Source organism: Simplicispira metamorpha (genome assembly GCF_004341365.1).
Classification (GTDB): Bacteria; Pseudomonadota; Gammaproteobacteria; order Burkholderiales; family Burkholderiaceae_C; genus Simplicispira; species Simplicispira metamorpha.
This window is the reverse complement of record NZ_SLXH01000014.1, coordinates 32,403-58,964: the sequence shown is the minus strand read 5'-3', so window position 1 is coordinate 58,964 and position 26,562 is coordinate 32,403. Positions and strand designations below refer to the sequence as shown.

23 protein-coding genes are annotated in these 26,562 nt (G+C 63.7%); 5 read left to right on the top strand and 18 right to left on the bottom strand.

All coding sequences use genetic code 11. The annotated features are described in order from the left end of the window. Positions 1 to 23: 23 nt before the first annotated feature. The 3 genes from fba to EV674_RS09095 form a co-directional block, all read right to left on the bottom strand. Positions 24 to 1,088 carry a class II fructose-bisphosphate aldolase gene (gene fba, locus EV674_RS09105; RefSeq protein WP_119013976.1) on the bottom strand — a complete coding sequence of 355 codons (1,065 nt, stop codon included), beginning with the start codon at positions 1,086 to 1,088 and terminating at the stop codon, positions 24 to 26. Between the two features lie 80 nt (positions 1,089 to 1,168). After that, the gene (locus EV674_RS09100; protein ID WP_119013975.1) at positions 1,169 to 2,569 is read right to left on the bottom strand and encodes a histidine kinase dimerization/phospho-acceptor domain-containing protein; all 1,401 of its coding nucleotides are present in this window, start codon (positions 2,567 to 2,569) and stop codon (positions 1,169 to 1,171) included. Further along, positions 2,569 to 3,273 (bottom strand): response regulator, encoded by a 705-nt coding sequence (locus EV674_RS09095; RefSeq protein ID WP_119013993.1) that lies wholly within the window; start codon positions 3,271 to 3,273, stop codon positions 2,569 to 2,571. The genes EV674_RS09100 and EV674_RS09095 overlap by 1 nt, the downstream gene beginning before the upstream one ends. A 59-nt stretch (positions 3,274 to 3,332) precedes the next feature. On the opposite strand from EV674_RS09095, the gene EV674_RS09090 reads away from it, so the two are divergent. Beyond that, on the top strand, positions 3,333 to 4,091 hold the full coding sequence (locus EV674_RS09090) for a phosphatase PAP2 family protein (RefSeq protein ID WP_119013974.1): 759 nt from the start codon (positions 3,333 to 3,335) through the stop codon (positions 4,089 to 4,091). Here EV674_RS09090 and pyk read toward each other — a convergent pair. The 9 genes from pyk to def form a co-directional block, all read right to left on the bottom strand. Then, complete coding sequence (pyk, locus tag EV674_RS09085) at positions 4,084 to 5,520, bottom strand: pyruvate kinase (protein WP_119013973.1); 1,437 nt, start codon at positions 5,518 to 5,520, stop codon at positions 4,084 to 4,086. The two genes, EV674_RS09090 and pyk, sit on opposite strands and share 8 nt — an antisense overlap. Before the next feature lie 185 nt (positions 5,521 to 5,705). Then, positions 5,706 to 6,260 carry a FlgO family outer membrane protein gene (locus EV674_RS09080; RefSeq protein ID WP_119013972.1) on the bottom strand — a complete coding sequence of 185 codons (555 nt, stop codon included), beginning with the start codon at positions 6,258 to 6,260 and terminating at the stop codon, positions 5,706 to 5,708. After that, entirely contained in the window at positions 6,257 to 6,943 is a 687-nt protein-coding gene (locus EV674_RS09075; protein ID WP_119013971.1) for a hypothetical protein, read from the bottom strand. The genes EV674_RS09080 and EV674_RS09075 overlap by 4 nt, the downstream gene beginning before the upstream one ends. 160 nt (positions 6,944 to 7,103) lie before the next feature. Then, positions 7,104 to 8,309, bottom strand: coding sequence for a phosphoglycerate kinase (locus EV674_RS09070; RefSeq protein ID WP_119013992.1), 1,206 nt, complete (start codon positions 8,307 to 8,309; stop codon positions 7,104 to 7,106). An 88-nt stretch (positions 8,310 to 8,397) separates the two neighbouring features. Further along, a complete protein-coding gene (locus EV674_RS09065) occupies positions 8,398 to 8,733 on the bottom strand; it encodes an AzlD domain-containing protein (protein ID WP_119013970.1) in 336 nt (111 codons plus the stop codon). Continuing rightward, the gene (locus tag EV674_RS09060; protein ID WP_119013969.1) at positions 8,733 to 9,518 is read right to left on the bottom strand and encodes an AzlC family ABC transporter permease; all 786 of its coding nucleotides are present in this window, start codon (positions 9,516 to 9,518) and stop codon (positions 8,733 to 8,735) included. Before EV674_RS09060 ends, EV674_RS09065 begins: the two co-directional genes overlap by 1 nt. Further along, positions 9,505 to 10,491: a methionyl-tRNA formyltransferase gene (gene fmt, locus EV674_RS09055; protein ID WP_119013968.1), complete on the bottom strand. Its 987-nt coding sequence runs from the start codon at positions 10,489 to 10,491 to the stop codon at positions 9,505 to 9,507. The genes EV674_RS09060 and fmt overlap by 14 nt, the downstream gene beginning before the upstream one ends. A 40-nt stretch (positions 10,492 to 10,531) precedes the next feature. Beyond that, positions 10,532 to 11,053, bottom strand: a complete 522-nt coding sequence (locus EV674_RS09050; protein WP_119013967.1) for a hypothetical protein — start codon at positions 11,051 to 11,053, stop codon at positions 10,532 to 10,534. Next, on the bottom strand, positions 11,050 to 11,559 hold the full coding sequence (def, locus tag EV674_RS09045) for a peptide deformylase (RefSeq protein ID WP_119013966.1): 510 nt from the start codon (positions 11,557 to 11,559) through the stop codon (positions 11,050 to 11,052). The genes EV674_RS09050 and def overlap by 4 nt, the downstream gene beginning before the upstream one ends. A 182-nt stretch (positions 11,560 to 11,741) precedes the next feature. Here def and EV674_RS09040 point away from each other — a divergent pair, with 182 nt between their 5' ends. Together EV674_RS09040 and dprA are read left to right on the top strand one after the other, a co-directional pair. Continuing rightward, a complete protein-coding gene (locus EV674_RS09040) occupies positions 11,742 to 12,968 on the top strand; it encodes a LysM peptidoglycan-binding domain-containing protein (RefSeq protein ID WP_119013965.1) in 1,227 nt (408 codons plus the stop codon). A 21-nt stretch (positions 12,969 to 12,989) separates the two neighbouring features. Beyond that, a complete protein-coding gene (gene dprA / locus EV674_RS09035) occupies positions 12,990 to 14,180 on the top strand; it encodes a DNA-processing protein DprA (RefSeq protein WP_119013964.1) in 1,191 nt (396 codons plus the stop codon). A gap of 6 nt (positions 14,181 to 14,186) precedes the next feature. Here dprA and EV674_RS09030 read toward each other — a convergent pair whose 3' ends face one another. The 5 genes from EV674_RS09030 to EV674_RS09010 form a co-directional block, all read right to left on the bottom strand. After that, positions 14,187 to 16,616, bottom strand: a complete 2,430-nt coding sequence (locus EV674_RS09030; RefSeq protein ID WP_119013963.1) for a DUF1631 family protein — start codon at positions 16,614 to 16,616, stop codon at positions 14,187 to 14,189. Between the two features lie 37 nt (positions 16,617 to 16,653). Continuing rightward, entirely contained in the window at positions 16,654 to 17,604 is a 951-nt protein-coding gene (gene secF / locus EV674_RS09025; RefSeq protein ID WP_119013962.1) for a protein translocase subunit SecF, read from the bottom strand. Between the two features lie 12 nt (positions 17,605 to 17,616). Next, positions 17,617 to 19,500: a protein translocase subunit SecD gene (secD, locus tag EV674_RS09020; RefSeq protein WP_119013961.1), complete on the bottom strand. Its 1,884-nt coding sequence runs from the start codon at positions 19,498 to 19,500 to the stop codon at positions 17,617 to 17,619. An 89-nt stretch (positions 19,501 to 19,589) separates the two neighbouring features. After that, a complete protein-coding gene (gene yajC / locus EV674_RS09015) occupies positions 19,590 to 19,925 on the bottom strand; it encodes a preprotein translocase subunit YajC (protein WP_119013991.1) in 336 nt (111 codons plus the stop codon). A gap of 302 nt (positions 19,926 to 20,227) precedes the next feature. Next, positions 20,228 to 23,842: an indolepyruvate ferredoxin oxidoreductase family protein gene (locus EV674_RS09010; protein ID WP_119013960.1), complete on the bottom strand. Its 3,615-nt coding sequence runs from the start codon at positions 23,840 to 23,842 to the stop codon at positions 20,228 to 20,230. A 166-nt stretch (positions 23,843 to 24,008) separates the two neighbouring features. Between EV674_RS09010 and EV674_RS09005 the strand changes: the two genes are divergently transcribed. Next, positions 24,009 to 24,485 (top strand): Lrp/AsnC family transcriptional regulator, encoded by a 477-nt coding sequence (locus tag EV674_RS09005; RefSeq protein WP_119013959.1) that lies wholly within the window; start codon positions 24,009 to 24,011, stop codon positions 24,483 to 24,485. Positions 24,486 to 24,601: 116 nt separating this feature from the next. Here EV674_RS09005 and mltA read toward each other — a convergent pair whose 3' ends face one another. Continuing rightward, complete coding sequence (gene mltA, locus EV674_RS09000) at positions 24,602 to 25,750, bottom strand: murein transglycosylase A (RefSeq protein ID WP_119013958.1); 1,149 nt, start codon at positions 25,748 to 25,750, stop codon at positions 24,602 to 24,604. Between the two features lie 145 nt (positions 25,751 to 25,895). Between mltA and EV674_RS08995 the strand changes: the two genes are divergently transcribed. Continuing rightward, on the top strand, positions 25,896 to 26,543 hold the full coding sequence (locus EV674_RS08995) for a YiaD family glycine zipper/OmpA-like lipoprotein (protein ID WP_119013990.1): 648 nt from the start codon (positions 25,896 to 25,898) through the stop codon (positions 26,541 to 26,543). The last annotated feature ends 19 nt before the right edge of the window (positions 26,544 to 26,562 follow it).

Genomic DNA, 26,562 nt, shown 5'->3' with positions numbered 1-26,562 from the left:
CGCCCACAGTGCGGTGTATCAGGTCAGTTAACGACCTGGGCCAGCTCGCCCGCAGCGTAGCGGGAGGCCATCACTTGCAGGTTGTGGCCCTTGATCTTGGCGCCCTGGCCTTCGCAGCCGAACTCGATATAGCGCTGCTTGCAGATGGCCTTGGCCGCTTCGCGGGCGGGTTTGAGCCATTCGCGGGCGTCAAATTTGTCGGGGTTCTCGGCCAGGAACTTGCGCACCGCGCCAGTCATGGCCAGGCGGATATCGGTGTCGATGTTGATCTTGCGCACGCCAAACTGGATGGCCTTCTGGATCTCTTCGACCGGCACGCCATACGTCTCTTTCATCTTGCCACCGTACTGGTTGATGATGGCCAGCAGCTCTTGCGGTACGGACGAGGAACCGTGCATCACCAAATGGGTGTTGGGGATGCGGGCGTTGATAGCCTGTACGCGGCTGATGGCCAGAATGTCGCCCGTGGGCTTGCGCGTGAACTTGTAGGCGCCGTGGCTGGTGCCGATGGCAATGGCCAAGGCGTCAAGCTGCGTGGCCTTGACGAAAGCGGCGGCCTCTTCGGGGTCGGTCAGCATCTGGCTGTGGTCAAGCTTGCCCGCCGCGCCCACACCGTCTTCCTCACCGGCCTCACCCGTTTCCAGCGAACCCAGGCAGCCCAGTTCGCCCTCGACGGTTGCACCGATTTTGTGTGCCATTTCCACCACCTTGCGTGTCACTTCGACGTTGTAGTCGAACGAGGCCGGGGTTTTGCCGTCTTCGCGCAGTGAGCCATCCATCATCACCGAGCCAAAGCCCAGGTCCAGCGCGCCCTGGCAAATGGCGGGCGAGGTGCCGTGGTCTTGGTGCATGACCAGCGGAATGTGTGGGTACATCTCGGCAGCAGCCTGGATGAGGTGCTTGATGAAGGCTTCGCCCGCGTATTTGCGCGCACCAGCGCTGGCTTGCAAAATGACCGGCGCTCCTACCTCATCGGCAGCGGCCATCACGGCCTGCACTTGCTCCAGGTTGTTGACGTTGAAAGCGGGGATGCCGTAGCGGTTTTCAGCAGCATGGTCGAGCAGTTCGCGCATCGAGACGAGGGGCATGGTCGTAGTCCGTTCGGAGAAGAAAAGAGGGGCCGCAAGGGCCGGGCGCAGCGGCTGTAACCGCTTGGTAACTGCTGATTTTAGCGGGCCTGCGCCAGTGCCGATACCGGAAAATCCAGCCGGTAGCAGGTGGTAAACGGGGCTGCTGCGGGCACTGGCATAAATCGTCCTCCATGCACCTGCGCCACCCGGGCCACAATTTCGTGGCCCAGGTGCAGACTGTCGGCAGGTGACGCAGGTGTTGACGCCGCAGGGCCCAGAGCGCGAGCGCCATCATCACAGACTTGCAGCCAAGGCCCGCCGGGGGCTGTAGAAGACGGCGTGGTCACGTCCACCGCCCCACCGCACTGCACTTCAATACAGGTGCCGCAAGGGGTGTGCCGCAGGGCGTTTTCAATCAGGTTGCGCAGTCCCATCTCCAACAGCACAGGGTGCCCGGACAGCATGAGCGTGGCGGGCCCGTCCACTGACAAGGTGTCCTTTTTTTCCCAAGCGGCCTGTGCGTAATCGGCTACCACGGTACGCACCAGCTGCGCCACGTCCACCGGACTGGCAGCCCCATGCCATTGGCCGCGGCTGGTGCGCGCCAGCGCCAGCAATTGATCCAGCACATGGCCAGCGCGCAGTGCGTCGGTGCGTATGCGTGCCAATGCCGCCACCTGATCGGCAGAAAGCAGGCCACTGCCGCCTAAAGCCTGTGCCTGCAAGACCATGGACGCGAGCGGTGTGCGCAGTTCGTGGGCGACCTCGTTGGCCAACTCGCGCTCCCTTGCCAGCGCCTCTTGCTGGCGTGCCAACAAGGTGTTTACAGACCGTACCACCGCATCAAACTCCCGCCAGGGGTGCTGGCGCTCCAGGCGCTGCGCGCCCTGCACATCCAGTTGCTCGACTTCTTGCGAGAGTTCATGCAAGGGTCGCAGCCCCCGGGCAATGGCCAAACCCAAGGCCAGAAAAACCACGGGCAAAAGCCACATCCCGGGCTCTATCATTTGTCCGGCAATGTCATGGGCCAGCTGGTCACGCTCTTGCAGACTCAGCAGCACCATGACCTTGTGCCCATGCGCCACATCCCATTTGGAGAAGCTGCGCCACGGTTGTGCATCCGGCCCCAGGTACAGATTGGCGTAGCCTTCGGCCACATGGAACGCAGGCAATGGGGCATCGCCCACGCGCAAAATCACCCGTTGCTGTGCATCCCACTGCACCACGCTCAAAGCGTGCTGGTAGTCATGGCTTTTGGCCCACGGCAGTGCAACACCAGCGCTTTCCGGAATGGACTGTGTCCGGGTATGTACGCCCAGATTCAGCAACAAGGCTGCCGCACTTGCAAGCTGCCCATCCGTCAACTCATCGGCCTCATGCACCCCGGTGCGATAAGCCAGCCCGACAAAGCAGCCCCAGACCAGTACCAAAGCCCCCAGGCTCCAGAGCAACAGACGGCGTGTGAGCGATTGACTGCCCGCAGGCACTTGGGCAACCATCACGCATCGTCCCGGGGAATGAAGTAACCGACCCCCCGCATGGTTTGAATGCAATGGCTGCCCAGCTTGCGCCGCAAATGGTGGATATGCACCTCTACCGCATTGCTGTCCACCGCCGATTGCCAGTTGTACAGCCGCTCTTCCAGCTGTCTGCGTGAAAGCACCCGCCCTCGGGACTCCAGCAACACCAGCAACACGGCAAACTCGCGCGGCGACACATCCACCAACTGGCCGCGCAATCGCACGGTACGGACTGCGGGATCGAGCTCGATGTCGCCCTGGCGAATCAATGGCTGCGCTCGCCCTGCGGCGCGGCGCAGCAACGCACGCAGCCGCGCCTCCAGCTCATCCACATCAAAGGGCTTGGCCAAATAATCGTCAGCCCCCAGGTTCAGGCCTGCGATGCGCTGGCTCACTTGATCGCGTGCCGTCATGATGAGCACGGGGGTGGCGGGGTCTGGCAATCCAGCGCCTGCCAGACCGGGCTCTGCGCGGGTGTTGCCGCGCAGGCGCTGCAGCAGTTCACTACCGTCGCCATCGGGGAGCCCCAAATCCAACAGCACCGCATCGAATGGTTCTGTGCGCAATGCACTCCAGGCACTCGCTACACCATCGCACACATCGACGGCGTAGCCGCGCTGGCGCAGGTTGGTTCGCAGGCCCTCGGCAATACCGTTGTCATCTTCCACCACAAGGATTCGCATGGCGCCATTGTCGCCAGACATTAAGGCGCTGTTAAGTGGCGCACACTATGGTGCGAAGCATGTCTTTGTCTGCTGCGGCGCCTGCGCCAACCCATCCACCGTTTGCCGCGCTCGCCTGGACGCTGGTTTCCTTGCTGGGTGTACTGGCCTGGGATGCCTTGGCCCAGGATCGCGCACTGGCCCGTGTATTCGGTACAGCGACGGGCTTTCCCCTGCGAGAACAATGGTTCTTGGTCAGCGTACTGCACGAGGGGGCACGCCGCGCAGCCTGGGGCGTGATGCTGGTACTGACCATCGCAGTCTGGTGGCCTTTTGGCGTACTGCGCCAGATCAGCAGTGCCGATCGCCTGCAGCTGGCCATCACCGCTTTGCTGGGCGTCGCAGTGATCAATGTCTTGAAATACGCCAGCACGACCAGTTGCCCTTGGGATTTGGCTGAGTTTGGCGGGGTGGCACGGTATGTATCGCACTGGACTTGGGGCGCAGCAGATGGTGGCGTTGGCAGGTGCTTTCCGGCCGGTCATGCTTCGGCAGGGTTTGCCTTTGTCGGCGGTTTTTTTGCGCTGCGGCGGCAACAACCACGCGCCGCCCGCATCTGGCTGGCTTGTGCGGTAGCGGCAGGCCTGCTGCTGGGCATGGCGCAGCAGGCACGTGGTGCGCATTTCCTGAGCCATACCCTGTGGACGGGTTGGCTGTGCTGGAGCACGGCCTGGCTGACGGATGTGGCTGCCCGCAAGTTACCTCGCACGGCCTCTTGGGCAGACAGCACGCCACCAGCCCAAGGCGAGGAACCCGTCAAGCAGCAGCGGGTCAAATAGCGCGGCAGATTTTCAGCATGTTGGTGCCGCCAGGCGCCCCCATCGGCTCGCCGCAAGTGATGGCATACACATCTCCCGCCTGGACAATGCCCCGGTCTTTGAGATGGCGCTCTGCCTGCTCCAAGGCCGTATCCCTATCCGCACTGGTGTCCATCAACAGGGGACGCACATTGCGAAACAGTGCCATGCGGCGTTGTGTGGCCACTTTGGGGGTCAGCGCATAAATAGGGATGTGGATGCGGTGCCGGCTCATCCACAGCGCTGTCGAGCCACTGTCGGTCATGGCCACAATGGCTTTGGCGCCCAGGTGATGGGCGGTAAATAGCGCGCCCATGGCAATCGATTGGTCAATGCTGGAGAAGGTGCGACCGGAAAAATCAGCGTCCAATTGCACGTCTTCTGCTGCTTCGGCAGCAGAGCAGATTTTGGCCATCTCCTGCACGGTTTCGAGCGGAAACTTGCCGGCGGCTGTCTCGGCGCTGAGCATGACGGCATCGGTGCCATCCAGCACCGCATTGGCCACATCGCTCACCTCGGCGCGCGTGGGCACGGGATTGGTGATCATGCTCTCCATCATTTGCGTGGCAGTGATGACCACCTTGTCCATGTCACGCGCCATGCGGATCATTTTCTTTTGCAGCGCAGGCACCACTGCGTTGCCCACTTCTACGGCCAGATCGCCGCGCGCCACCATGATGCCGTCGCTGGCACGCAAAATTTCTTCCAGGCGGGGAATGGCCTCGGCACGCTCAATCTTGGCTATCAGGCCCGGTTTGTGGCGGTATGGGGCTGCGGCCACATTGCACAGTTGGCGCGCCATTTCCATATCGGTGGCATTTTTGGGAAAACTCACTGCCACATAGTCGGCCTGAAAAGACATGGCTGTTTTGATGTCTTCCATGTCCTTGGCCGTCAGCGCGGGGGCCGTCAGTCCGCCACCCTGCTTGTTGATGCCCTTGTTGTTGGACAACTCACCGCCGAGTTTGACGGTGGTATGTACCTGCTCGCCGCGCACGGCATTGACCGTGAGCACAATCAGTCCGTCATTGAGCAGCAGCAAATCGCCAGGCTTCACATCGCGCGGCAGTTCTTTGTAGTCCAGGCCGACACCACCCAGGTCGCCGGGCTCGGTGCGCGACGCATCCAGCACAAAGGGCGCACCGGGCTCCAGTTGCACCTTGCCCTGGGCAAATTTGCCGACGCGGATTTTGGGCCCTTGCAGGTCGGCCATGATGGCTACCTCGCGGCCCGCGCGCTGCGCAGCCTCACGCACCGCCGCAGCGCGGTCGATATGGTCTTGCGCACTGCCGTGGCTGAAATTGAGGCGCACGACGTTGACTCCCGCTGCAATCATCTGCTCCAGCAAGACCGGGTCGCTGGAAGCGGGGCCCAAGGTGGCAACGATTTTGGTAGCGCGGCGTAACGTCATGAAAAACCTCGTATGTAATTGAATTTCAATTTTCACACGAAATCAGTTACACACCGACGACCTACACAACAAGTGAAGGCGGGCATGGGCCGAACACCCCGGACGCGCCCGAAACACCCGTAAAAAAGGCCATCACGATGGATGGCCTGGGTTGGTATCTGGCGCCCACCGGGCCAGAAAAAGCGTCAGCGCGGCACCTGCAACAGGCGTTGCACATCCCTGTCGTTGGGCAAAGCGTAGTCGTGGCCACGCACGATGCGGCTGTCTTCGGTGCGCACGAGCTTGAGGCTCACATACGTGAAGCTGGCGGCGGCCGAGTAGGTACCCACCAGCACCATGGAGGCATTGTGGCTGCGAGCGATGTCCTTGATTTCACGCGAGAGCAGCAACTCGCCCGCGCCTTCTTTGACGAACACATCGCCACGCAGCTTGATTTCTTTCACGTTGAAACCGGCAGCTGCCATGTGCGAAGCGTATTGCTCGGACAAAGTGCGGCCCAGCGGCGCAGAACGGCTCAGATCATTGACGTTGACCACTGTAGCGACCAGCACCGGGCCGCCACCCAAGGCGCTCATGTCAAAGCCATCGGTCAAGCGGGCAATGGCCTCACGGCTGCTTTGCAGGAACGGACTGGCGGCAGCTTCCTGGTAGGTAGGCTCCACGCGCACCGGCGCTGCATTGTTGGCACAGCCTGCCAACACGGTAGCGGTCAGCGCCGCCAGAAGGGCAAAGGATTTCATTGCGAGACCACCTTCATGTTGACGTTTCTGTAGGAGGGACGCAAGAACAAAGGCGTGTCCGCATTTTCAAGGTAATACACATCGGTTTTACGCACCAGGTATTGCCCACCCCGGCTGACCGTGGTGGTCAAAATCATTTCGGTATTGGTAGGCCCACCAGAATTAATGCTGGCTCCATAGTCGGCAGCCGCAGACAAACCCAGTACACCCAGGAGTTGGGCATCGAGGTGCTCGTGGCGCAGCCCGTAAGCGGCCATGAGGCCTGCAGCAATCATGGTGTACTGACCAGGAACGAAATGGGGGCGATCGCTGTTATGGCGCACCAACTGGGTGTGATAGGTCACATCCAGCGCCTGGCCCGGGGCTTGCTGCACGGAGGCGCCGCTTTGCACCAGCTGGGTGATCAGAAACTCACGGAACGCCAGGTCGAAAGAACTGGGGCTGACAGGCAATGCCACATGCAAGGGTGTGCCTGGGGGCATACCGGCCTTGTCAAGTGAACCCAGCGTCTGGGCTACCACATCGCGCGAAAGCAGTTCCCAATGGCCAGCAGAGCGCACCTTGGGCTGAACCGTCAGCTCAAAATTCTCTGCGAGGGGGATTGGCGATTTAGCAGCGCACCCCGTCAAAACAGCCACAGCACCTGCCAACAAGGCGGCACCGATTGCTTTTGCAAACACCATGATTTCCCTCCTCCATATTGGGACGGCGGGATTTGAGAAACAGCACCCGTCCGATTCAAAAATAATTCTGGTCGTTAACCACGACAAAAACAAGAAAAAGGTAGTTCAAATATGCACGAATGCATGCTTCTTGTTGTTTTTGTCACATTGCGGGCAATGCTCAGGATGCAGCAACCTCTGTAGCGCGTTTTTGCAGAATTTCAAACGCAGGCAATGTTTTGCCTTCCAGCACTTCCAGAAATGCGCCCCCGCCGGTGGAGATATAACCCACCTGCTTTTCAATTCCGTATTTGGCGATGGCCGCCAATGTGTCGCCACCGCCCGCAATACTGAAAGCCTGTGATGCGGCAATGGCCTGGGCAATCGTGCGGGTGCCGTTCTCAAACGCGGCAAACTCGAACACACCTACCGGGCCGTTCCAGACGATGGTGCCTGCAGCCTTGAGCTGGTCTGCGAGTTTCTGGGCCGTTTCAGGCCCGATATCGAGGATCAGATCATCATCGGCCACGTCGGCAGCGGCCTTGACGGTGGCGGGCGCGTCGGCCGCAAAGGTCTTGGCCACCACCACGTCGGTGGGAATCGGCACCTCGGCGCCACGCGCCTTCATGGCGTCCATCACGGCACGGGCCTCGGCCAGCAAGGCGGGCTCGGCCAGGCTTTTACCGATGGGCAAACCAGCCGCCAGCATGAAGGTGTTGGCAATGCCGCCGCCTACGATAAGTTGATCGACCTTATCGGCCAGGCTTTGCAAAATCGTCAGTTTGGTGCTGACCTTGCTGCCAGCCACGATGGCGGCCAGCGGGCGCTGGGGCTGTGCCAGTGCTTTGGTCAGGGCGTCAATCTCGGCCGACAGCAGCGGGCCAGCGCAAGCGACGGGGGCAAACTGGGCGATGCCGTAGGTGGTGCATTCAGCGCGGTGGGCGGTGCCAAAGGCATCGTTGACGAAGATGTCGCACAGCGCGGCCAGCTTGCGTGCCAGGTCTTCTTTGTTCTTTTTCTCGCCCACGTTGAGGCGGCAGTTTTCCAGCAGTACCACCTGGCCGGGTTGCACCTGCACGCCGTCCACCCAGTCAGCGACCAGTGGCACGTCACGGCCCAGCAATTCCGACAAGCGTGCAGCCACGGGCGCCAGCGAGTCTTCTGGCTTGAATTCGCCCTCAGTGGGACGACCCAGATGGCTGGTGACCATCACGGCAGCGCCCGCATCCAGCGCCAGCTGAATGCAAGGGATAGAGGCGCGGATGCGCGTGTCTTCGGTGATGCGGCCGGCATCGTCTTGCGGCACGTTCAGGTCGGCACGGATAAACACGCGTTGGCCACGGGCTTGGCCTTGGGCACACAGGTCAGAGAAGCGAAGGATTTTCATGGCGGCAATGTCTGCAAACGGGCTGTTGGAAGCGGGCCACATTGTAGGCGCGCCCTACCCGGCGCCACGACCGCCGCCAGCGCAGCCGTTACCAGCCCCCGACGATGTGCAGCGGCAGGTACACCGCCATGCCCACGGCAATCGTGCCCAGGATGCCGCGGCGCCAAAAGTAGTACAGCGCAGCGCACAGCACGGCGGGCAGGCGGGCATCCCACCACGTAGTAATCAGCTGCCCATGGCTCATGACAATCTCGGGGGCAATCACTGCCGTCAGGGCGGCCAGCGGTGCGTATTTCAGGCCGCGCTTGAGCCAGCCGGGCAGGGGCATCTCGCGCTCCGGGATCATGAAAAAAGAGCGCGTCAGCACCGTGATGGCCGCCAGACCCAGAACCACCAATGCAGACTCGATCCAGGAGGCATCCATCACTGCGGCTCCTCGGGCTGGGGCACTTTGGCGGGCGGCGGCAAAGGGGTGCGGCTGCGCTCCAGCGCCTCCATGCCCAGGCCCACGGCCACAGCGGCGGCAATGGCCACCAGAATGTTGAGTTTGAGTGGCAGTGCAAATGCGGCAATGGCTGCCGTGGCCGCCACTCCGGCAGCCAGCCAGGTCGCACGGTCAAACAGCATGGACAGCAAGATGCCCAGCAGCGCCAGCACCCCGGCGAATCCCAGCCCCCACGACAACGGCACCACGTTGGCCAGCAAAATGCCAGCAATCGATGGCACCTGCCAGGCTATCCAGTTGGTGGATGCAGCGCCCCAGAAGTAGGGCACCTGCTCGGCCTGCACCTGGGGCTGCGGGTAGCGCTTCATGAAGGCCACAAAAATCACGTCGCCACTGAAATAGCCGATGGCCAGACGCTGGCGCAGTGGCAGGTGCTGAAAATAGCTGCGCCACAGGCTGCTGAAAATGACGAAGCGCAGGTTCACACACGCTGCCGTCAGCCAGACCACCCACAGCGGTGCGCCCACGGCCAGCAGCGGCATCACCGCCAGCTGGGCACTGCCCGCATACACCAGCAACGACATGATGATGGCCAGGGGCACGGACATGCCGCTCTTGACCATGGCCACCCCCGTGACCAGGCCCCAAGCCCCCACACCGACAGCTGCGCTGCCCATGTCGGCCACGCCCCGGCGGTACGCCGGGTGAACCACGGTGGCGCGCAGGGCCTGCCAGGCCTGTACCCAGGCGCTAGTGGTGGGCATCCGCCTCGGGGCCAGCCCCCAGCACCATGCCTGGCTCCAGCGCAAAGCCACGCAGAAAATCAGCGGCGGCCAGGCGCTTGCCACCGGCGCGCTGCAACGTGGTCAGGCGCAGTGCGCCATCACCACAGGCCACCGTGACGCCCGCAGAATCTACAGACAAAATTTGGCCTGAAGCCGCGCCAGATGGGCGCGAGCAGCTATCAATTTCACAGCACCACAGCTTGATGACCTCACCACCCAGCACGGTGGAAGCCCCCGGAAACGGATCAAAAGCACGGATACGTTGGCCAATCACCGTCGCGGGCAAAGACCAATCCACAGCGCTCTCGGCCTTTTCGATCTTGTGCGCGTAGGTCACACCCTGCGCGGGCTGGGGCGTGGCGTGCAGCTGGCCGCTGGCGACTTGCTCCAGGGCGCGCACGATCAGATCGGCACCCAGCGCCGCCAGGCGGTCGTGCAACAGCGCGGTAGTGTCGGTGGGGGCGATGGCCAGGCGCTCCATGAGCAGCATGTCGCCGGTGTCCAGGCCCGCGTCCATCTGCATGATGGTGACGCCGGTTTCGGCATCGCCCGCCTCGATGGCGCGGTGGATGGGCGCGGCGCCGCGCCAGCGCGGCAGCAGGCTGGCGTGGATGTTCAGGCAACCGTGGGGGGGCAACTCCAGCGTCCAGGTTGGCAGGATCAGGCCGTAAGCGGCCACTACCATCACATCGGCCTGTGCGGCCTCCAGGGCGGCGCGCGCCTCAGCGGCGTCTTGCGGGTATTTGCCATCCAGGCGCAGGCTGCGTGGCTGCGCCACGGGGATGCCGTGCTCCAGAGCGCATTGTTTGACCGGCGATGCCTGCAATTTCATGCCCCGGCCCGCTGGGCGGTCGGGCTGGGTCAGCACCAGGGGCACGGTGAACCCGGCATTGATCAGGCGCTGCAAGGCCATGCGGGCAAATTCCGGGGTGCCGGCAAAAACGACTCTCATGCAAGGGCTGCACACAGGCAGAAAAAAGAAACGCGAAACATCAGCGGTAGTGGTCGCCAGCAGCAGGGTCGTCGGTAAAGACCACCTCGTGGGCGATGCCCGCCGCATCGAAATGAATGTGGGCCAACCGGTAGCGGTCAAACTCCCGGAAGCGGTAAACCCAGACGGCGGTCTTGCCCGATGGGTCTGCGCCGCTGGTCTGGGTGGTTTGCTTGGCGGGCGGGCCCAGGGCGCGCAGCACATCGGCAGCGCGCTGGCCACCTTGGGCAACCGCCGCCAGGTGCTGCGCCGTGTGCACGGACTCCACGCGCAGCAGGCGGCCATTGGCGTCAAAGTCCAGCGCCTGCAACTGCGAGCCGTCGCGCTGGGTGCTGTAGAACAGCCGCTTGCCGCCGGGCAGGTCGTAGGCGGCACGCGGCTCACCCCAACGCACCGCCACATCGTCTTGCGACATGCCGGGGGCAACGCCGCCACCGGGCATTGCACAAGCGGCCAGCACCGACGCCGCAGCCAACAGCGCAACCACAGCGCCGGTACGGCGCGCTGGCCACCGCGCCGTCATTCGCGCGCCTCGCGCTGGCGCTTGAGCATCTTGGACTTGACGCGGTTGCGCTTGAGGGGCGAGAGGTATTCGACAAACACCTTGCCCAGCAGGTGGTCCAGCTCGTGCTGCACACACACCGCCAGCAGCCCCTCGGCTTCGATCACGCGCGAAGTACCCTCGGCGTCCAGCGCACGCACATGGACGGCCACTGCACGCTGCACTCCGTCGTAAATGCCCGGCACCGACAGGCATCCCTCGTCGCCGACCACGGTTTCCGGGCTGGCCCAGACGATCTCGGGGTTGATCAGCACCTGGGGCTGGTCGCGCTCTTCAGAAACGTCGATCACCACCACACGTTCGTGGACATCAATCTGCGTGGCGGCCAGACCGATGCCGTGGGCGTCGTACATGGTGTCGAGCATGTCGGCCACCAACTGGCGCACGCGCGCATCCACCACAGCGACCGGGCGCGCCACGGTGTGCAAACGGGCATCGGGATAACAAAGAATGGGGAGAATGGCCATTGCATCAGGGGAGAATATTTCGTCATTTTCGCCACTTTTGCTGCACCACGGCACAGGCTCGGCCAATAATCGTTGCCCAATCAAGGGCTTGGACTGAGAATCTCGGCCGATGTGTAACGTATTTCTGCCGCTTCTTCCCCCGCTCGGGCGCAAGGCGGTGCCAGCGAGGGAGCGCATTAGCGATGCATGACGACCAAACCAACAACACAGCCCTCCACCGCCTGCGGCGCACGGCACTGGGCGCCCTCACGGCCGTAACCACCGCCCTGCTGTGTATGTCGGCACAAGCCCAAAACGCTCCGGTCACCGGCAGCCAACGCGCAACGGCCCAGCAAGTAGCACAACAGGGCGTGCCGCTGGCAGAGCTGGCTCCCAACGCCCCCGACACCTATGTGGTCAAGCGCGGCGATACGCTGTGGGGAATCTCGGGCATTTACCTGCTGCGTCCCTGGCGCTGGCCCGAGCTGTGGGGCATGAACCTGCAAGACATTGCCAACCCCCACCTCATCTTCCCCGGCCAGACGCTGTACCTGGACAAGCAAGGCGGCTATGCCCGCCTGCGCACCCGCCCCAACGACAACAGCGAGCCCGCCACCGTGCGCGTTTCCCCGCGCACCCGCAGCGACAGCCTGGCCAACAGCGCACTGCCCACCCTCAAACCCCACCTGATTGAGCCCTTCCTGGTCGAACCCATGGTGGTGGACGAGCAGACCCTGCTGCGCGCACCGCGCATCGTCGCCACCACCGAAGACCGCGTGCTGATGAGCGCTGGCGACCGCGCCTACGCCCGCAGCGATGCATCCAACCCCTTGCGCGCTGAACCGGGCGAGCCGCGCCAATACCGGGTGTTTCGCGATGCCGTGCCCTTGAAAGACCCCGGCACGGGCGAAATCCTGGGCTACGAAGCACAGTACCTGGGCAAAGCAGAATTGGTGCATGGTGAATCGGTTGCCGTAACGCCTGACGGCAAAGGCGGCAGCACGGCAGACCATGTCCCGGCCACGGTGGACATCACCGCCACACGCGAAGAAATCCGCGCGGGCGACCGGCTGCTGCCTGCGCCCGAACGCACCTTTATCAGCTACACCCCGCACGCCCCCGAAGGCGATGTAGAGGCCCGGGTAGTCTCGATCTACGGCTCCGCTTTTGCCAATGCGGCACAAAACCAGGTCATTGCCATCAACATGGGAGAAGACGATGGCATACAAAGCGGCCATGTGCTCAACCTCATGACCCAGGGCGACCGCATCAAAGACACCACAGCCGATGCCCGGGACATGATCAAGCTGCCCAGTGAAAGCAACGGCATGGCCATGGTGTTTCGCACCTTCGACCGCATCTCGTACGCACTGATCCTGGATGTGCGCACCACCGTGCGCGTGGGCGACCGACTCATCACCCCCCGCTGAACCCCGGTGGTGCCAGCGTCCATGGAACGCGATGAACTCACTGCCTGGCTGCGACTGATCCTGACGCCTGGCGTTGGCAATGCCACCGCACGCCGCCTGCTGGCAGCCTTCGGACTGCCGCAACACATCTTCACGCAGCCGCGTGCCGCACTGGAAAACTGCGCCAGTGCGGCGCAATGCAAAGCGCTGCACAGCATTCCGCCCACCCTGCAAGAACAGCTCGATACCACCTGGCATTGGCTGCACGGCACATCGCCCGGCGGCCCTGTGCGCGCCATTGCGCCGCTGGGCCACCCGCTGTACCCAAGCGCCCTGCTCGATACGGCCGACCCGCCCCTGTTGCTGTACCTGCTGGGGCCAGAGCGCTTTCTCAACCCCAACGCCCCCGCACTCAGTGCAGCGCACTGCATTGCCATCGTGGGCAGCCGCAACCCGACAGCCCAGGGGCAAACCAACGCCAAAGCCTTTGCCCAGGCCTTGCGCGCCAGCGGACTGACGATTGTGTCCGGCCTGGCTTTGGGCGTAGATGCCGCAGCCCATGAAGGCGCGCTGGCCGACGCCACCGGAAACAGCGCCACGCCCGCCACCATTGCCGTGGTGGGAACAGGCCTGGATCGCGTCTACCCCAGTCGCCACCGGGAGCTGGCACACCGGATTGCCGCCCACGGCCTGTTGATGAGCGAATACCCGCTGGGCACACCGCCCCTGGCCGCCAACTTCCCCAAACGCAACCGCATCATTTCCGGCTTGTCGCAGGGCACGCTGGTGGTAGAGGCCGCACCGGCTTCGGGCTCGCTGATCACCGCCCGCATGGCGGCAGAGCAAGGTCGCGAAGTATTTGCCATTCCGGGCTCCATCCACGCACCCCAATCGCGCGGCTGCCATGCACTGATACGGCAGGGCGCCAAACTGGTCGAATCTGCCCAGGATGTACTGGAAGAGTTGCATCTGCCCGCAGCCCCCGGCTCCCGCACAGACGCAAAACCCGGCACCGATGTCGGTACAGATAACAGCGTCACCATCGAGAGCACCGCTGCCTGCGAATCGCCCTTGCTGACGGCACTGGGCTTTGATCCGGTCGGACTGGACACGCTGGTAGCGCGCACCGGGCTGGATACAGCCACCTTGCTGGTGCAATTGCTGGAGCTGGAACTGGACGGTGTGGTGGCACGCCTGCCCGGCGGCCTGTTCCAGCGCACAGCCCAGGCCTGAGCGGGGTCAGTTCAGCAAGCGCTCCGGGTTGGCATCGATTTTTGCCAAGGCATCGCGCGCAGCGCGCACCGTGAGGCCTTCTTCTTCCTGCGCCATGATCAAGCCTGCCTGCAAATACGCCGCCAGACGGCGCAGCTGGATCAGGTAGCTGCTGCCATCGACTGCGGCAAACAAATGCAGCTGTTTACGCTGGCTTTGCCAGACGTACTGCACCTGGGCACGGGCACCGTTGTGGTCCAGAGTGAACCAGGTGCCGGGCTGCAACTCACGGGCCCAGTCCAGCATGGCCTCCTCGACCGGCGTACCGTTGTCTGCCACGACATGGATGGCCGAGGCATCAATGCCCAGCATCATTTCGATGGATTCGGCATCCAGGGGCAAATCACCCAGCACGGCATCGTCGATGAAATCTTCCAGATTGGCCAAGCGCCGTGCCATGGCATCGATATGCTCACGTGGAATGGCCGCTGTCTTGGACAAGAACGCCTCCGCCAGAGTGTCGGTCAGTGCCTTGACTTGTACGTCTTGCGCGGCCCCCTGCACGCCCAGCAGGTTCAACCCCTGGCGCAAGCGCTGTAGCAAGCCTGGCAGGCTCTGGATCACCTGCGCACGGTCGCTGCGGTGGGGCTTGGCACTGGCGGCCCACACCAGATCGGCTGCCGTTTGCTTGAACGCCAGGGTGTCAGCATGCTGCGCACCTTCGCGCACCGCAGACAGCGCCAGTACCTCGGCCCAGGTCTTGAACAGGAAGTCGCGGATCTCGTCGCGCACCGGCATGTCTTTGAGCATGGTGCGCAACTCGATGGTGTACTGAATGGCCAAGGTCTCTTTTTGCTCGACCTGCTGCGCCACACTGACCACCCGCGAGGTGGACTGTTTTTGCGTCAGGAACTGGGCCAGGAACTTCTCAAATTCGTCGTGAACCAGCTGAAAAACCCGGCGCCCAGTCTCGGGGTATTGCTCAATTACCTGCACCACGCGGCGAATTTCAGCCTCCAGCGCACTGCCACCAATCGAGGTGGCATCAAAACCCATCACGCAAGCGCCCATGCGGTCAATCAGTTGGCGCGCCGGGTGGTTGAGGTTGCTGAAAAATTCCGGTTCAGCCAGTGCCACGCGCAAAACAGGCACCTGCAAACGGGCAAACCAGACCCGCACTACCGGTGGAATACGATCTTCAGAAAGAATGCTCTGGAACATGAGCGCCACCACTTCAATGATGGCTTTTTCGCTGTCGGTACCAGCCTTCTTTTTCAGCTCCGCTGAGCGGTCGCGCACCGCACCCACCAGTTGCACGACGGCAGCGGGGCTGACATCCTGCACCAGCGCGCCCACCGTGCTGTAGTAGGTCTCGGCCTGAACACGCTGCTCGGCCAGCGCATGCGCCAATGCCGCAGAGGCAGGCGGCGCCTGCACTGCGCTGGTACCCGATGCCCCCATGGCCCCCATGCCGGTAGCCGAAGACACCGGCACCAGCCCTGTCCCCATGGCGCCCAGACCGCCAATGGCACTGAGGCCACCGACGCCAACCAGCGCAGGCTGCGCCATCAAACGGCGCAACTGCCCCATGACACCATAGGCACGCTGGCGTGCGCGGGCCAAGGGAGTCAGGGCAGGCAACGGTGCCATGCCCGTTGCAGGCCGCGCCGCTGGGGCCGCATCAACGCTGACCGGGCCCAGCGCAGACTCAGTCCCCAGACCACGGGCGGCAGACAGCGCTCCCTGGGACTGCTCCAGCGCCTGCGAAACCAGACTGCCCGATACCGTTCCCGCGCCTGTGGCGCCCCCAGCGGGTCGGCTGACGCGCAAACGCACATCCTGGGGCGCAACGCCCTGCCCGCCCAGAAAATCGTTACAGGCTTGGTAGGCCGCTTGCACGCGCTCCGCGAGTGCGCGCTGCAACGGGTCGATGACCGTTTGCAAATTGGCACGCGGCAAGCCCACCTCCACCCACCGCTCGACCAACAACAGACTGAGGGTTTCGGGCCGCAAGATATCGTTGCGGCCCAGCTCCTGCCCTTCCAGCCTTTGCACGCGCAGGCGCAGCGCATCAAAGTGGGTGCTGACAGCCTCCAGAACGGTGAGAGCCATGCGCGAGGCAACGATCTTGTTCTCCACCACATCGTCACTGAGCAGCTCCAGGCTGGCACCGGACAAAGAGGCTGAACGCGAGGCACTGGCTTGCGGGCCCAGCGCTTGCTGCAAGGCGCGCTGGGTGGCACTGACCCACTCCGCCCGGTGCTGGCCATACAGCTGCCAGGCATCACGCCGGCTTTGCATCTCGCGCTGCGTGCCCGTCTGGCCCATGAGCGCAGTCAGAAACTCCAGCACCGCTTTATCGATGTCTGCCAGGCTCGCGCTCAGGGCTGCTACGAATTGCTGACGCACCTGGTGCGCCAGACTCTGCTGCGTGCGGGGCGTGACGGGGTTGTGCATGGCGGCCCAGTGCTAGTGCAAAAGAATGCCTTCCAGGTCAGACCGTGGCGCCTGCGTTGGGATCGTTGGGATCGCCGTCTTGGCGCACCGTCTTGACCAGATCTTCACGTTTGACGCCCAACCACATCGCAATGGCAGCAGCCACAAACACCGAAGAGTAAATCCCGAACAGGATACCGACCGTAAGCGCCAGCGCAAAGTAATGCAGGCTGGGGCCACCAAAGAAGAACATGGCCAGCACCATGGCCTCGGTGGAGGCATGGGTAATGATGGTGCGGCTCATGGTGCTGGTGATGGCGTGGTCAATCACCTCGTGCGTGTTCATCTTGCGGTAGCGCCGGAAAGCCTCGCGGATCCGGTCAAAAATCACCACCGACTCGTTGACCGAATAGCCCAGCACTGCCAGTACCGCCGCCAGCACCGAGAGCGAAAACTCCCACTGGAAGAAGGCAAAAAATCCCAGGATGATCACCACGTCATGCAGGTTGGCAATGATGGCCGCCACGCCAAACTTCCATTCAAAGCGGAAGGCCAGGTAAATGACGATGCCCAGCACCACCATGCCCAGTGCCATCAAGCCACCGTACAGCAGTTCCTCGCCGACCTGCGGGCCCACAAACTCGGTGCGGCGCAGCGTCACCTCCGGGTCAGCCGCCTTGAGGGCACCCAACACCTGTTCGCTTTGCTGGGCCGAGGTCACGCCCTTTTGCACTGGCAGGCGGATCATCACATCGCGCGCAGTGCCAAAGTTTTGCACCTGCACATCGGGGTAGCCCAGCTTGGAGACTGTCTCGCGCACCTTGGCCAGCTCGGCGGGCTGGCTGTAGGCCACCTCCATCACCGTACCGCCGGTAAATTCCACCGACAGGTGCAAGCCGCGCGAAAACAGGAAGAACACCGCCAGCGCAAAGGTAATGAAAGAGATCGCGTTGAACACCAACGCGTGCTTCATGAAAGGGATGTCTTTTTTGATACGGAAGAATTCCATGGTCTTCCTCCTTTAGTTGGTCTTGGCCACGGCGGTGTCGGCGTCTGGTTTCCAGACCTGGCCGATGGACACGCTCTTGAGCTTCTTCTTGCCGCCATACCAGAGGTTGACCAGCCCGCGCGAGAAGAACACCGCGGAGAACATGCTGGTCAAAATACCGATGCAGTGCACCACGGCAAAGCCGCGTACCGGCCCCGAGCCAAAGGCCAGCAGTGCCAGGCCGGCAATCAACGTGGTTACGTTGGAGTCCAGGATGGTGGCCCAGGCGCGCTCGTAGCCCACATGGATGGCCATCTGTGGCGAGGCTCCGTCACGCAGCTCCTCGCGGATACGCTCGTTGATGAGCACGTTGGAGTCAATCGCCACACCCAGCGCCAACGCCATGGCGGCAATACCGGGCAGCGTGAGCGTGGCTTGCAGCATGGACAGGATGGCCAGCAGCATCAGCACGTTGACACCCAGCGCCACGGTGGAAAACACGCCAAACAGCATGTAATAAAAGCACATGAACACCGCAATGGCCACCAGGCCCCAGACCACGCTGTTGATGCCGCGCTCGATGTTGTCAGCGCCCAGGCTGGGGCCGATGGTGTATTCCTCAATGATCTCCATGGGCGCGGCCAGCGAGCCAGCACGCAGCAGCAGCGCCGTGTCATTGGCCTCGGCAGTGCTCATGCGGCCCGAAATCTGCACCCGGCCGCCACCAATCTCCGAGCGGATCACGGGCGCGGTCACTACCTCGCCCTTGCCCTTTTCAAACAGCACGATGGCCATGCGCTTGCCGATGTTGTCGCGCGTCACGTCCTTGAAAATGCGCGAACCCTTGGCGTCCAGCGTCAGGTTGACGGTGGGTTCCTGCGTCTGGCTGTCAAAACCGGGCTGGGCATCGGTCAGGTTCTCGCCGGTCAGAATGACCTGTTTTTTCACGATCACAGCCTGGCCATTGCGGTCAAGGTACTTTTCAGCGCCAAACGGCACCGGGCCGCCGCCCAGTTCGGCCGCACGTGCTTCCGTGCCTTCGTCCACCAGACGCACTTCCAGCGTGGCGGTGCGGCCCAGAATGTCCTTGGCCTTGGCGGTATCTTGTACGCCGGGCAGCTGCACGACGATGCGATCAAGCCCTTGCTGCTGGATCACCGGCTCGGCCACGCCCAGCTCGTTGATGCGGTTGTGCAGGGTGGTGATGTTTTGCTTGAGCGCCTGGTCTTGCACGCGGCGCACGGCCTCGGGCTTGATGGTGGCGCGCAGCTTGAACTCGCTGCCCTCGGGCACGCTGGTGGTTTGCAGGTCGGCAAACTGGTCGGCAATCAGGTTGCGCGCTGCCGTCTGGGTGGCCTCGTCGCGCAGGCGCACTTCAATGGTCTGGCCATTGCGGCTGATGCCGCCGTGGCGGATATTCTTGTCGCGCAGTGCAGTGCGGATATCGCCCGCGTACGACTCGGCCTTTTTGGTCAGGGCCGCTTCCATGTCCACTTGCAGCATGAAATGCACGCCGCCGCGCAAGTCCAGCCCCAGGTACATGGGCGCGGCATGGATGGCGGTGAGCCAAGCGGGTGAGCGCGACACCAGGTTCAGCGCCACGATGTACTGCGGATCGGCGGCGTCGGGCACCAGCGCTTTCTGGATGGCGTCCTTGGCTTTCAGCTGGGTATCGGGCGTATCAAAGCGCGCCCGTACCGAGGTGCCCTCCAGCCGCAACAGGTCGGGCTTGACGCCAGCGCCGTCCAGGGCCACCTGCACGCGCTCCAGCACGGCAGCATCGACCTTGACGGTGGCCTTGGCCGACGACACCTGCACCGCCGGGGCCTCGCCAAAGAAATTAGGCAGGGTGTAGAGCACCCCCACCAGCAGCGCGACCACAATGATCGCGTACTTCCAGACCGGGTAACGGTTCATGATCGCGCTTTTACCTCTAGGACAATAGGATCAGGCCGGTGCCGTGGCGACACCGGTGCCTGCAAAAAAACCACCGTGCGGCTGCTTACTTACTTGATCGTGCCTTTGGGCAGCACCTGCGCCACACCGCCGCGCTGGACCTGCACTTCCACGCCCGAGGCCACCTCGACATGCAGGTACTGCTCGGACAGGCGCGTGACTTTGCCCAGCATGCCGCCGCCGATCACCACCTCATCGCCCTTGGCGATGGCGTCGATCATGGCGCGGTGCTCTTTCTGGCGCTTCATCTGGGGGCGGATCATGACAAAGTACAGCACCACGAACATCAGCACCAAAGGCAGCATGCCCGTGAGCGTCGATGTGAAGTCACCGCCCGCAGCGGCGGCGGCGGGGGCGGTCTGGGCAATAGCGGAGGAAATGAACACGGGAAGCTCCCAACAAAACAACGTCAACAGAATCCGCCCGGCCAGCACCCCCGGTGGGGCGCAGCCAGACGAAAAAAGACGCATTGTATGCGGCGCCCCCTGTGCATCCCCCGCCAGGGCAGCGGGGTATTGGAGCCGCCCCGGGACACCATAAAATCAAGCCAAAACAGGCCACAAAGCCCACCTGATAAGCGCTAGCAGCTATCAAATAAATAGCAATCACCAACCCACACCACACAGGCTGGCCGCGCCCGGCTGCGACCACGGGCCGCACCAGCCAGTCGCCCGCTCTGCCTTGGCCTTCAACCCGCCGGTGCGGACAGTGCCCGGCGCCACTGGGCCAGCAGGCCGTCCCACTGGGTGCGTGCAGCGCGCAGGTGGCGCTCCTTGACATGGCCATAGCCGCGAATGCCCTCGGGGATGCGCGCAATCTCGGTGGCCAGCGCCAGGCGCTCGGGGGTTAATCCGGCCAGCAGCTCCTCGATGCAGGCGCGGTACTCCTGGATCAGCGCGCGCTCGGTGCGGCGCTCAGCGCTTCGGCCAAACACATCCAGCCATGAACCGCGCAGCCCTTTCATCCGCGCCAATACCCCGAAGGCACTGCGCACCCACGGGCCAAACGACTGCTTGAGGGCCTCGCCGCGCTCGTTGGTGTGCGCCCACAGCGGCGGGGCCAGGTGGTGAACGATGCGGTAGTCGCCCTCAAACATGGCCGCGATTTTGTCGGTAAAGGCCGGGTCGGTGTGCAGGCGGGCCACTTCGTACTCGTCTTTGTAGGCCATGAGCTTGAACAGGTAGCGCGCCACCGCCTCGGTGAGCTGGGTGCTGCGGCCCAGCCGGGCTTCGGCGGCCTGCACTTTCTCGACAAAGGTACGGTACTCGGCAGCGTAGGCGGCGTTCTGGTAGCTGGTGAGGTGCGCCACCCGCAGCGCCAGCACCTCGACCAGCGCGGGCTTCTTGACGAACTGGATCACCTGCGCCGTCTGCAACTGCGCCTGCACGGTGGCCAGGTCGTGGGCACAACGCCGGCCCCATTCAAACGCAGCCTTGTTGTTCTCGATTTGCACGCCATTCAATTCCATGGCGCGCATCAGGGACGCATGCGTGAGCGGCACCCGGCCTTTTTGCCAGGCGTAGCCCAGCATCAGCGGGTTGGTGTAGATGCTGTCGCCCAGCGCCTGCACGGCCACCTGCTCGGCATCGAAACTGCCCACCTGGTCAGCGCCCACCGCGGCGGTGATGGCGCTCTGGCAGGAGCCACCCGGAAACTGCCAGTCCGGCTGGGTCACAAAAGCTGCCGTGGGCGTGCCGTGCGTGTTGAGCGCCACAAAGGTGCGCCCCGGCTGCATCACCGCCAGCGTGGCTTTGTTGGCGGCCACGATGGCGTCGCAGCCAATCACCAGGTCGGCTTTGGCGGTATCGACCTTGGTGGTGTAGATGGCCTCAGGCCGGTTGGCGATCTGGATGTGGCTCCAGGTGGCGCCACCCTTTTGTGCCAGGCCACCCGCATCCTGCGTGACCACGCCCTTGCCATCCAGGTGTGCGGCCATGCCCAGCAGGGAGCCAATGGTGATCACACCCGTGCCGCCCACGCCACCGACGACGATGCCCCAGGCGGCATCGGCCACCGGCAGCACCGGCTCGGGGATGGCGGGCAGGCTGGAGAGGTCGCCTTTTTTTTCCTTCTTCGGCTTTTTGAGCTGACCACCCTCGATGGTGACAAAGCTGGGACAAAAGCCGTTGACGCAGGAGTAGTCCTTGTTGCAGGTGCTCTGGTTGATACGGCGCTTGCGGCCCAGCGGCGTCTCCACGGGCTCCACCGACAGGCAGTTGGATTTGACCGAGCAGTCGCCGCAGCCCTCGCACACGGCCTCGTTGATGACCACGGTTTTGTCGGGTGTGGCCAGCAGGCCGCGTTTGCGGCGGCGGCGCTTTTCGGTGGCGCAGGTCTGGTCGTAAATGATGGCCGTGCAGCCCGCCACCTCGCGGAACTGGCGCTGGATGCGGTCGAGTTCGTCGCGGTGAAACACCTCCACACCCGGCGGCAGGTCGTTGAGCAGCTCGGGGTGGCCGCTGCGCGCGGCGCTGCTGTCCACATGGTGCGTGCGGCCGTGGTACTTCTCGGGCTCGTCGGTCACCACCACCAGTTGCACCACGCCTTCAGCGCGCAGGCTGTGCGCAATCTGCGCTACCGAGTGGCCCTCAGGGCGCTCGCCCACCTGCTGGCCGCCGGTCATGGCCACGGCGTCGTTGTAGAGGATTTTGTAGGTGATGTTCACCCCGGCGGCAATGCTCTGGCGGATGGCCAGCAGGCCGCTGTGGAAGTAGGTGCCGTCGCCCAGGTTGGCGAACACATGTGCCTCCTTGGTGAAGGGCGCCTGGCCGACCCAGGTCACGCCCTCGCCGCCCATCTGCGTGAAGGTGCTGGTACTGCGGTCCATCCACACCGTCATGTAGTGGCAACCAATGCCCGCCACGGCGCGGCTGCCTTCGGGCACACGGGTACTGGTGTTGTGCGGGCAGCCGCTGCAAAACCAAGGCGCCCGCTCGCCGGTGTCGGTGCTGACCGTGAGGGGTGCGCGCTCTTTGGCATCCAGGATGGCGATGCGGCTGTCCATGCGCGCCGCGATGTCGGCGGGCACACCGAGCTTTTTCAGGCGCTTGGCGATGGCGCGGGCGATGATGGCGGGCGTCAGATCGGCCTTGGCGCGCAACAGCCAGTTCTGGCTGGGGTTGGGCATGCTCCATTCACCGCCGGTGGCATCGCCCTCGGGCTCGTCAAATTTGCCCAGCACGTTGGGGCGCACATCGGCGCGCCAGTTGTACAGCTCCTCTTTGATCTGGTATTCGATGACCTGGCGCTTTTCTTCCACCACCAGGATTTCTTGCAGGCCCTGGGCAAAGTCGCGGGTAATGGTGGCCTCCAGCGGCCAGACCACGTTGACCTTGTGCAGGCGAATGCCCAGCTGGCGGCAGGTAGCGTCGTCCAGGCCCAGATCGACCAGCGCCTGGCGCGTGTCGTTGTAGGCCTTGCCGCTGGCAATGATGCCGAAGCGGTCGTGGGGGCCTTCAATCACGTTGTAGTTGAGCCGGTTGGCGCGCACATAGGCCAGGGCGGCGTACCACTTGTAGTCCATCAGCCGCGCTTCCTGCTCCAGCGGCGCGTCGGGCCAGCGGATGTGCAGGCCGCCAGGGGGCATCACAAAATCTTCGGGCAGAACGATCTTCACGCGGTCAGGGTCCAGGCTGATGCTGCTGGAAGACTCCACCACCTCCTGGATGGTTTTCATGCCCGACCACACACCCGAAAAGCGGCTCATGGCAAAGGCGTGCAGGCCCATGTCCAGAATCTCTTGCACGCTGCTGGGAAAAAACACCGGCGTGCCGCAGGCCTTGAAGATGTGGTCGCTCTGGTGCGCGGCGGTGCTGCTTTTGCTGATGTGGTCATCACCGGCAATGGCAATCACGCCGCCGTGCTGTGCGGTGCCCGCCATGTTGGCGTGCTTGAACACGTCCGAGCAGCGGTCTACCCCCGGGCCTTTGCCGTACCAGATGCCAAACACGCCGTCGTACTTCTTGCTTTGCGGGTACAAATCCAGCTGCTGCGTGCCCCACACCGCCGTAGCGCCCAACTCCTCGTTCACACCGGGCTGAAAGACGATGTGGTTCTCGGCCAGGTGCTTTTTGGCCGCCCACAGCGCCTGGTCGTAGGTGCCCAGCGGGCTGCCCCGGTAGCCGCTGATGAAACCGGCAGTGTTCAGCCCGGCGGCGGCGTCGCGTTGGCGCTGCAACATCGGCAAGCGCACCAGCGCCTGCACGCCGCTCATGAAAGCGCGGCCACTGTCCAGCGTGTATTTGTCCTCCAGGCTGACGGTGGCAAGGGCCTGGCGGACGGATTCGGGCAGAGGGGCGTTCATGGCGGTTTCCTGTGGGGGGCGCAACGCAGCGTCGGCCTTGTGGGCACTGGCTGGGCAGCGGATGGGTTGGAGGGCAAGTTTATGCACAGTGCCGCGCTATGTGCTTTCGTTTTTGTGCCACGTTTACCCTTGTTTCAGAAAGGATCTTTCCTGAAACAATCTACCCATGAACAATTTGGACAAATTTGACATCGCCATCCTCAGCGAACTGCAAACCGATGCACGCCTGACCAACGCCGAACTGGCCCAGCGCGTGGGCCTGTCGGCGGCGCCCTGCTGGCGGCGCGTGCGGGCGCTGGAGGAGGCGGGCTACATCCTGGGCTACCGCGCCGAGATCGATCGCCACAAAATCGGCCTGGGGGTGCTGGCCTTTGTGCGCCTGGACGCCGAGCGCAGCACGGGCGGCCTGACGCGCGCCATGGAGGAGGCCATCCGCCAGATTCCGGAGGTGGTGTCGTGCCACTACATCAGCGGCACCGGCACGTTCGAGCTGCAAGTGGTGGCCCGCGATCTGGACAGCTTCTCGCAATTTGCGCGCGAGGTGCTGCTGAACCTGCCCAATGTGAAGGACATGCACACCAGTTTTTCACTGGGCGAGGTCAAGGCGGGCGGCGCGCTGCCGCTGGCGCACCTGGTGCGCTGAATGCGCGCCCGCTGCCAGCAGCGCCACCACCTTGAACAAGCTACTATTTTGATAGCTGCTAGCGCGTATCCTGCGGGCTTTAGAAGCCGATTTTGCTTAAATTTGAGACACTACCCTCAGCGCGGCCACAGCGCCCACAGGCGCAGCCCCTGCTTGAGGCGCCCGGCAATATCGCCCGCATCCTGACCCCAGCCGGTGAAGTAATCCGCGCGCACGGCACCGATGATGGCGCTGCCGGTGTCCTGCGCCAGCACCAGGCGCTGGATCTGGCCGGTGGGGCCGCTGGAGGCCATCCACACCGGCGTGCCATACGGAATGCTCTGGCGGTCTACGGCAATCGAGCGCCCTGGTGTCAGCGCCACACCCTGGGCGCCGCGCGGGCCAAATTCGGCGTCCAGGCCCTCCAGCGGCTCTTCCTTGAAGAACACGTAGCGCGGGTTGCTCCAGAGCATCTCGGGCACGCGCTGGGGGTTTTGCGCAATCCAGGCTTTGATGCCCGGCCAGGTGGCGTCGCGCACCAGGTTTTGGTCGAGCAGCCAGCGGCCCACGCTGCGGTAGGGGTGGTCGTTGGTGGCAGAAAACGCCACACGCACCATGCGCGTGCTGCCGTCAGGCTCGGTGATGCGCAACCTTCCTGAGCCCTGGATGTGCAGCACCAGCGCATCAATGGGGTCGGCCAGCCAGGCAATGGCGCGCCCTTGCAGCGCGGCCTGCGCTTCGGGCAGGGTGTCAATTTGCTGGCGCGAATACCAGGGCTTGCGCGATGCCAGACCGGCAGGCGCGCGGTACAGCGGCACGGTGTAGCCGTTGCCGGGCTGGCGCATGGCGACCAGTTCGGGCTCGTAGTAGCCGGTGAGCAGGCCATCGGGGCTGCCGTTGGTGGCCTCAATGCGGTAGGGCTGCAGGCGTTCGAACAAAAAGGCGCGCTGCTCCTGGGGCGTGCCGATGCTCAGGCGGCGCACCTGTGGGCACAGCGCCACGAAGGCCGGCGGGGGGCGCTCGCAACTGCGCACCCAGGCATTCCAAGCCTCGTGCAACGCATCGCTGTCCAGGCCGGGCAGTTCTTGCCAGGCGACGGGCACCCAGCGGCTGCCAGGCTGTGCCATGGGAGCCGCACCTGCCACGGCAGGCGCAGGCGGGGAGACAGAAGGTGCCACGCGGGCGGGAACGCCGGGCGACGGCGGGGCAGGCGCTCGCGTGGAGCAGGCCGCCAGCGCCGCAGCCACCAGGGCTGCGGCAGCAAGGCGCAGGAGTGCGGTTTTCATGGTGCCGATTTTGCTTGAAGCGGCGACAAGCCAGCGCCGATAGCTTTCGTCCTACAGCCATACAGCCTGGGTGCTGTTACGGTGTCCCGTATAGGGCGCTGCATCATCGCCCCCCATTTCACCTTCAAGGAACACATCCATGCACATGCGCAAACACCTCATTCTGGGCACTGCCCTCACCGCCTTGTTCATCAGCGGCTGCGCCAACATGAGCGACACCCAGCGGCGCACCGCCACCGGTGCGGGCGTGGGTGCGCTGGCCGGTGCCGTCATCAGCTCGGCCACGGGCGGCAGCGCGGGCACGGGCGCCGTCATTGGCGCGGGCGTGGGTGCTTTGGGCACCTATGTCTGGTCGCAAAACATGGAGCGCCAAAAACGCGAGATGGAGCAGGCCACCCAGGGCACGGGCGTATCGGTGTCGCAAACCCAGGACAACCAGCTCAAACTGGACATCCCGAGCGACATCTCCTTTGACGTGGGCCGCTCCGACGTCAAGGGCAACTTTGCCCCGGTGCTTGATCGCTTTGCCGCCAGCCTGCGCGCCAACCAGAGCACCGACGTGCGCATCGTCGGCCACACCGACAACACCGGCAGCGATGCCATCAACAACCCGCTGTCGGTGGATCGTGCCAACAGCACACGCAATTACCTGACGGCCCGCGGCGTCAGCGGCGCACGCATCCAGACCGAGGGCCAGGGCTCTTACCAACCCATTGCCAGCAACAACACCGCCGAGGGCCGCTCGCGCAACCGCCGCGTGGAAATTTTTGTCGGCGAACGCCCACGCAACTGAGCCAGCCGCCCGCGCGGGC

Bases quoted from the DNA above. Each gene is read 5' to 3' on its own strand.
- EV674_RS08995 (WP_119013990.1), top strand. From the start codon at position 25,896: ATGCGCAAACACCTCATTCTGGGCACTGCCCTCACCGCCTTGTTCATC.
- EV674_RS09080 (WP_119013972.1), bottom strand. From the start codon at position 6,260: ATGAAATCCTTTGCCCTTCTGGCGGCGCTGACCGCTACCGTGTTGGCA.
- EV674_RS09065 (WP_119013970.1), bottom strand. From the start codon at position 8,733: ATGGATGCCTCCTGGATCGAGTCTGCATTGGTGGTTCTGGGTCTGGCG.
- mltA (WP_119013958.1), bottom strand. From the start codon at position 25,750: ATGAAAACCGCACTCCTGCGCCTTGCTGCCGCAGCCCTGGTGGCTGCG.
- pyk (WP_119013973.1), bottom strand. From the start codon at position 5,520: ATGACGTTACGCCGCGCTACCAAAATCGTTGCCACCTTGGGCCCCGCT.
- secD (WP_119013961.1), bottom strand. From the start codon at position 19,500: ATGAACCGTTACCCGGTCTGGAAGTACGCGATCATTGTGGTCGCGCTG.
- EV674_RS09090 (WP_119013974.1), top strand. From the start codon at position 3,333: ATGTCTTTGTCTGCTGCGGCGCCTGCGCCAACCCATCCACCGTTTGCC.
- EV674_RS09095 (WP_119013993.1), bottom strand. From the start codon at position 3,273: ATGCGAATCCTTGTGGTGGAAGATGACAACGGTATTGCCGAGGGCCTG.
- def (WP_119013966.1), bottom strand. From the start codon at position 11,559: ATGGCCATTCTCCCCATTCTTTGTTATCCCGATGCCCGTTTGCACACC.
- fba (WP_119013976.1), bottom strand. From the start codon at position 1,088: ATGCCCCTCGTCTCGATGCGCGAACTGCTCGACCATGCTGCTGAAAAC.
- EV674_RS09030 (WP_119013963.1), bottom strand. From the start codon at position 16,616: ATGCACAACCCCGTCACGCCCCGCACGCAGCAGAGTCTGGCGCACCAG.
- EV674_RS09060 (WP_119013969.1), bottom strand. From the start codon at position 9,518: ATGCCCACCACTAGCGCCTGGGTACAGGCCTGGCAGGCCCTGCGCGCC.
- EV674_RS09070 (WP_119013992.1), bottom strand. From the start codon at position 8,309: ATGAAAATCCTTCGCTTCTCTGACCTGTGTGCCCAAGGCCAAGCCCGT.
- EV674_RS09010 (WP_119013960.1), bottom strand. From the start codon at position 23,842: ATGAACGCCCCTCTGCCCGAATCCGTCCGCCAGGCCCTTGCCACCGTC.
- EV674_RS09100 (WP_119013975.1), bottom strand. From the start codon at position 2,569: ATGGTTGCCCAAGTGCCTGCGGGCAGTCAATCGCTCACACGCCGTCTG.
- EV674_RS09040 (WP_119013965.1), top strand. From the start codon at position 11,742: ATGCATGACGACCAAACCAACAACACAGCCCTCCACCGCCTGCGGCGC.
- EV674_RS09075 (WP_119013971.1), bottom strand. From the start codon at position 6,943: ATGGTGTTTGCAAAAGCAATCGGTGCCGCCTTGTTGGCAGGTGCTGTG.
- EV674_RS09050 (WP_119013967.1), bottom strand. From the start codon at position 11,053: ATGACGGCGCGGTGGCCAGCGCGCCGTACCGGCGCTGTGGTTGCGCTG.
- secF (WP_119013962.1), bottom strand. From the start codon at position 17,604: ATGGAATTCTTCCGTATCAAAAAAGACATCCCTTTCATGAAGCACGCG.
- EV674_RS09005 (WP_119013959.1), top strand. From the start codon at position 24,009: ATGAACAATTTGGACAAATTTGACATCGCCATCCTCAGCGAACTGCAA.
- dprA (WP_119013964.1), top strand. From the start codon at position 12,990: ATGGAACGCGATGAACTCACTGCCTGGCTGCGACTGATCCTGACGCCT.
- fmt (WP_119013968.1), bottom strand. From the start codon at position 10,491: ATGAGAGTCGTTTTTGCCGGCACCCCGGAATTTGCCCGCATGGCCTTG.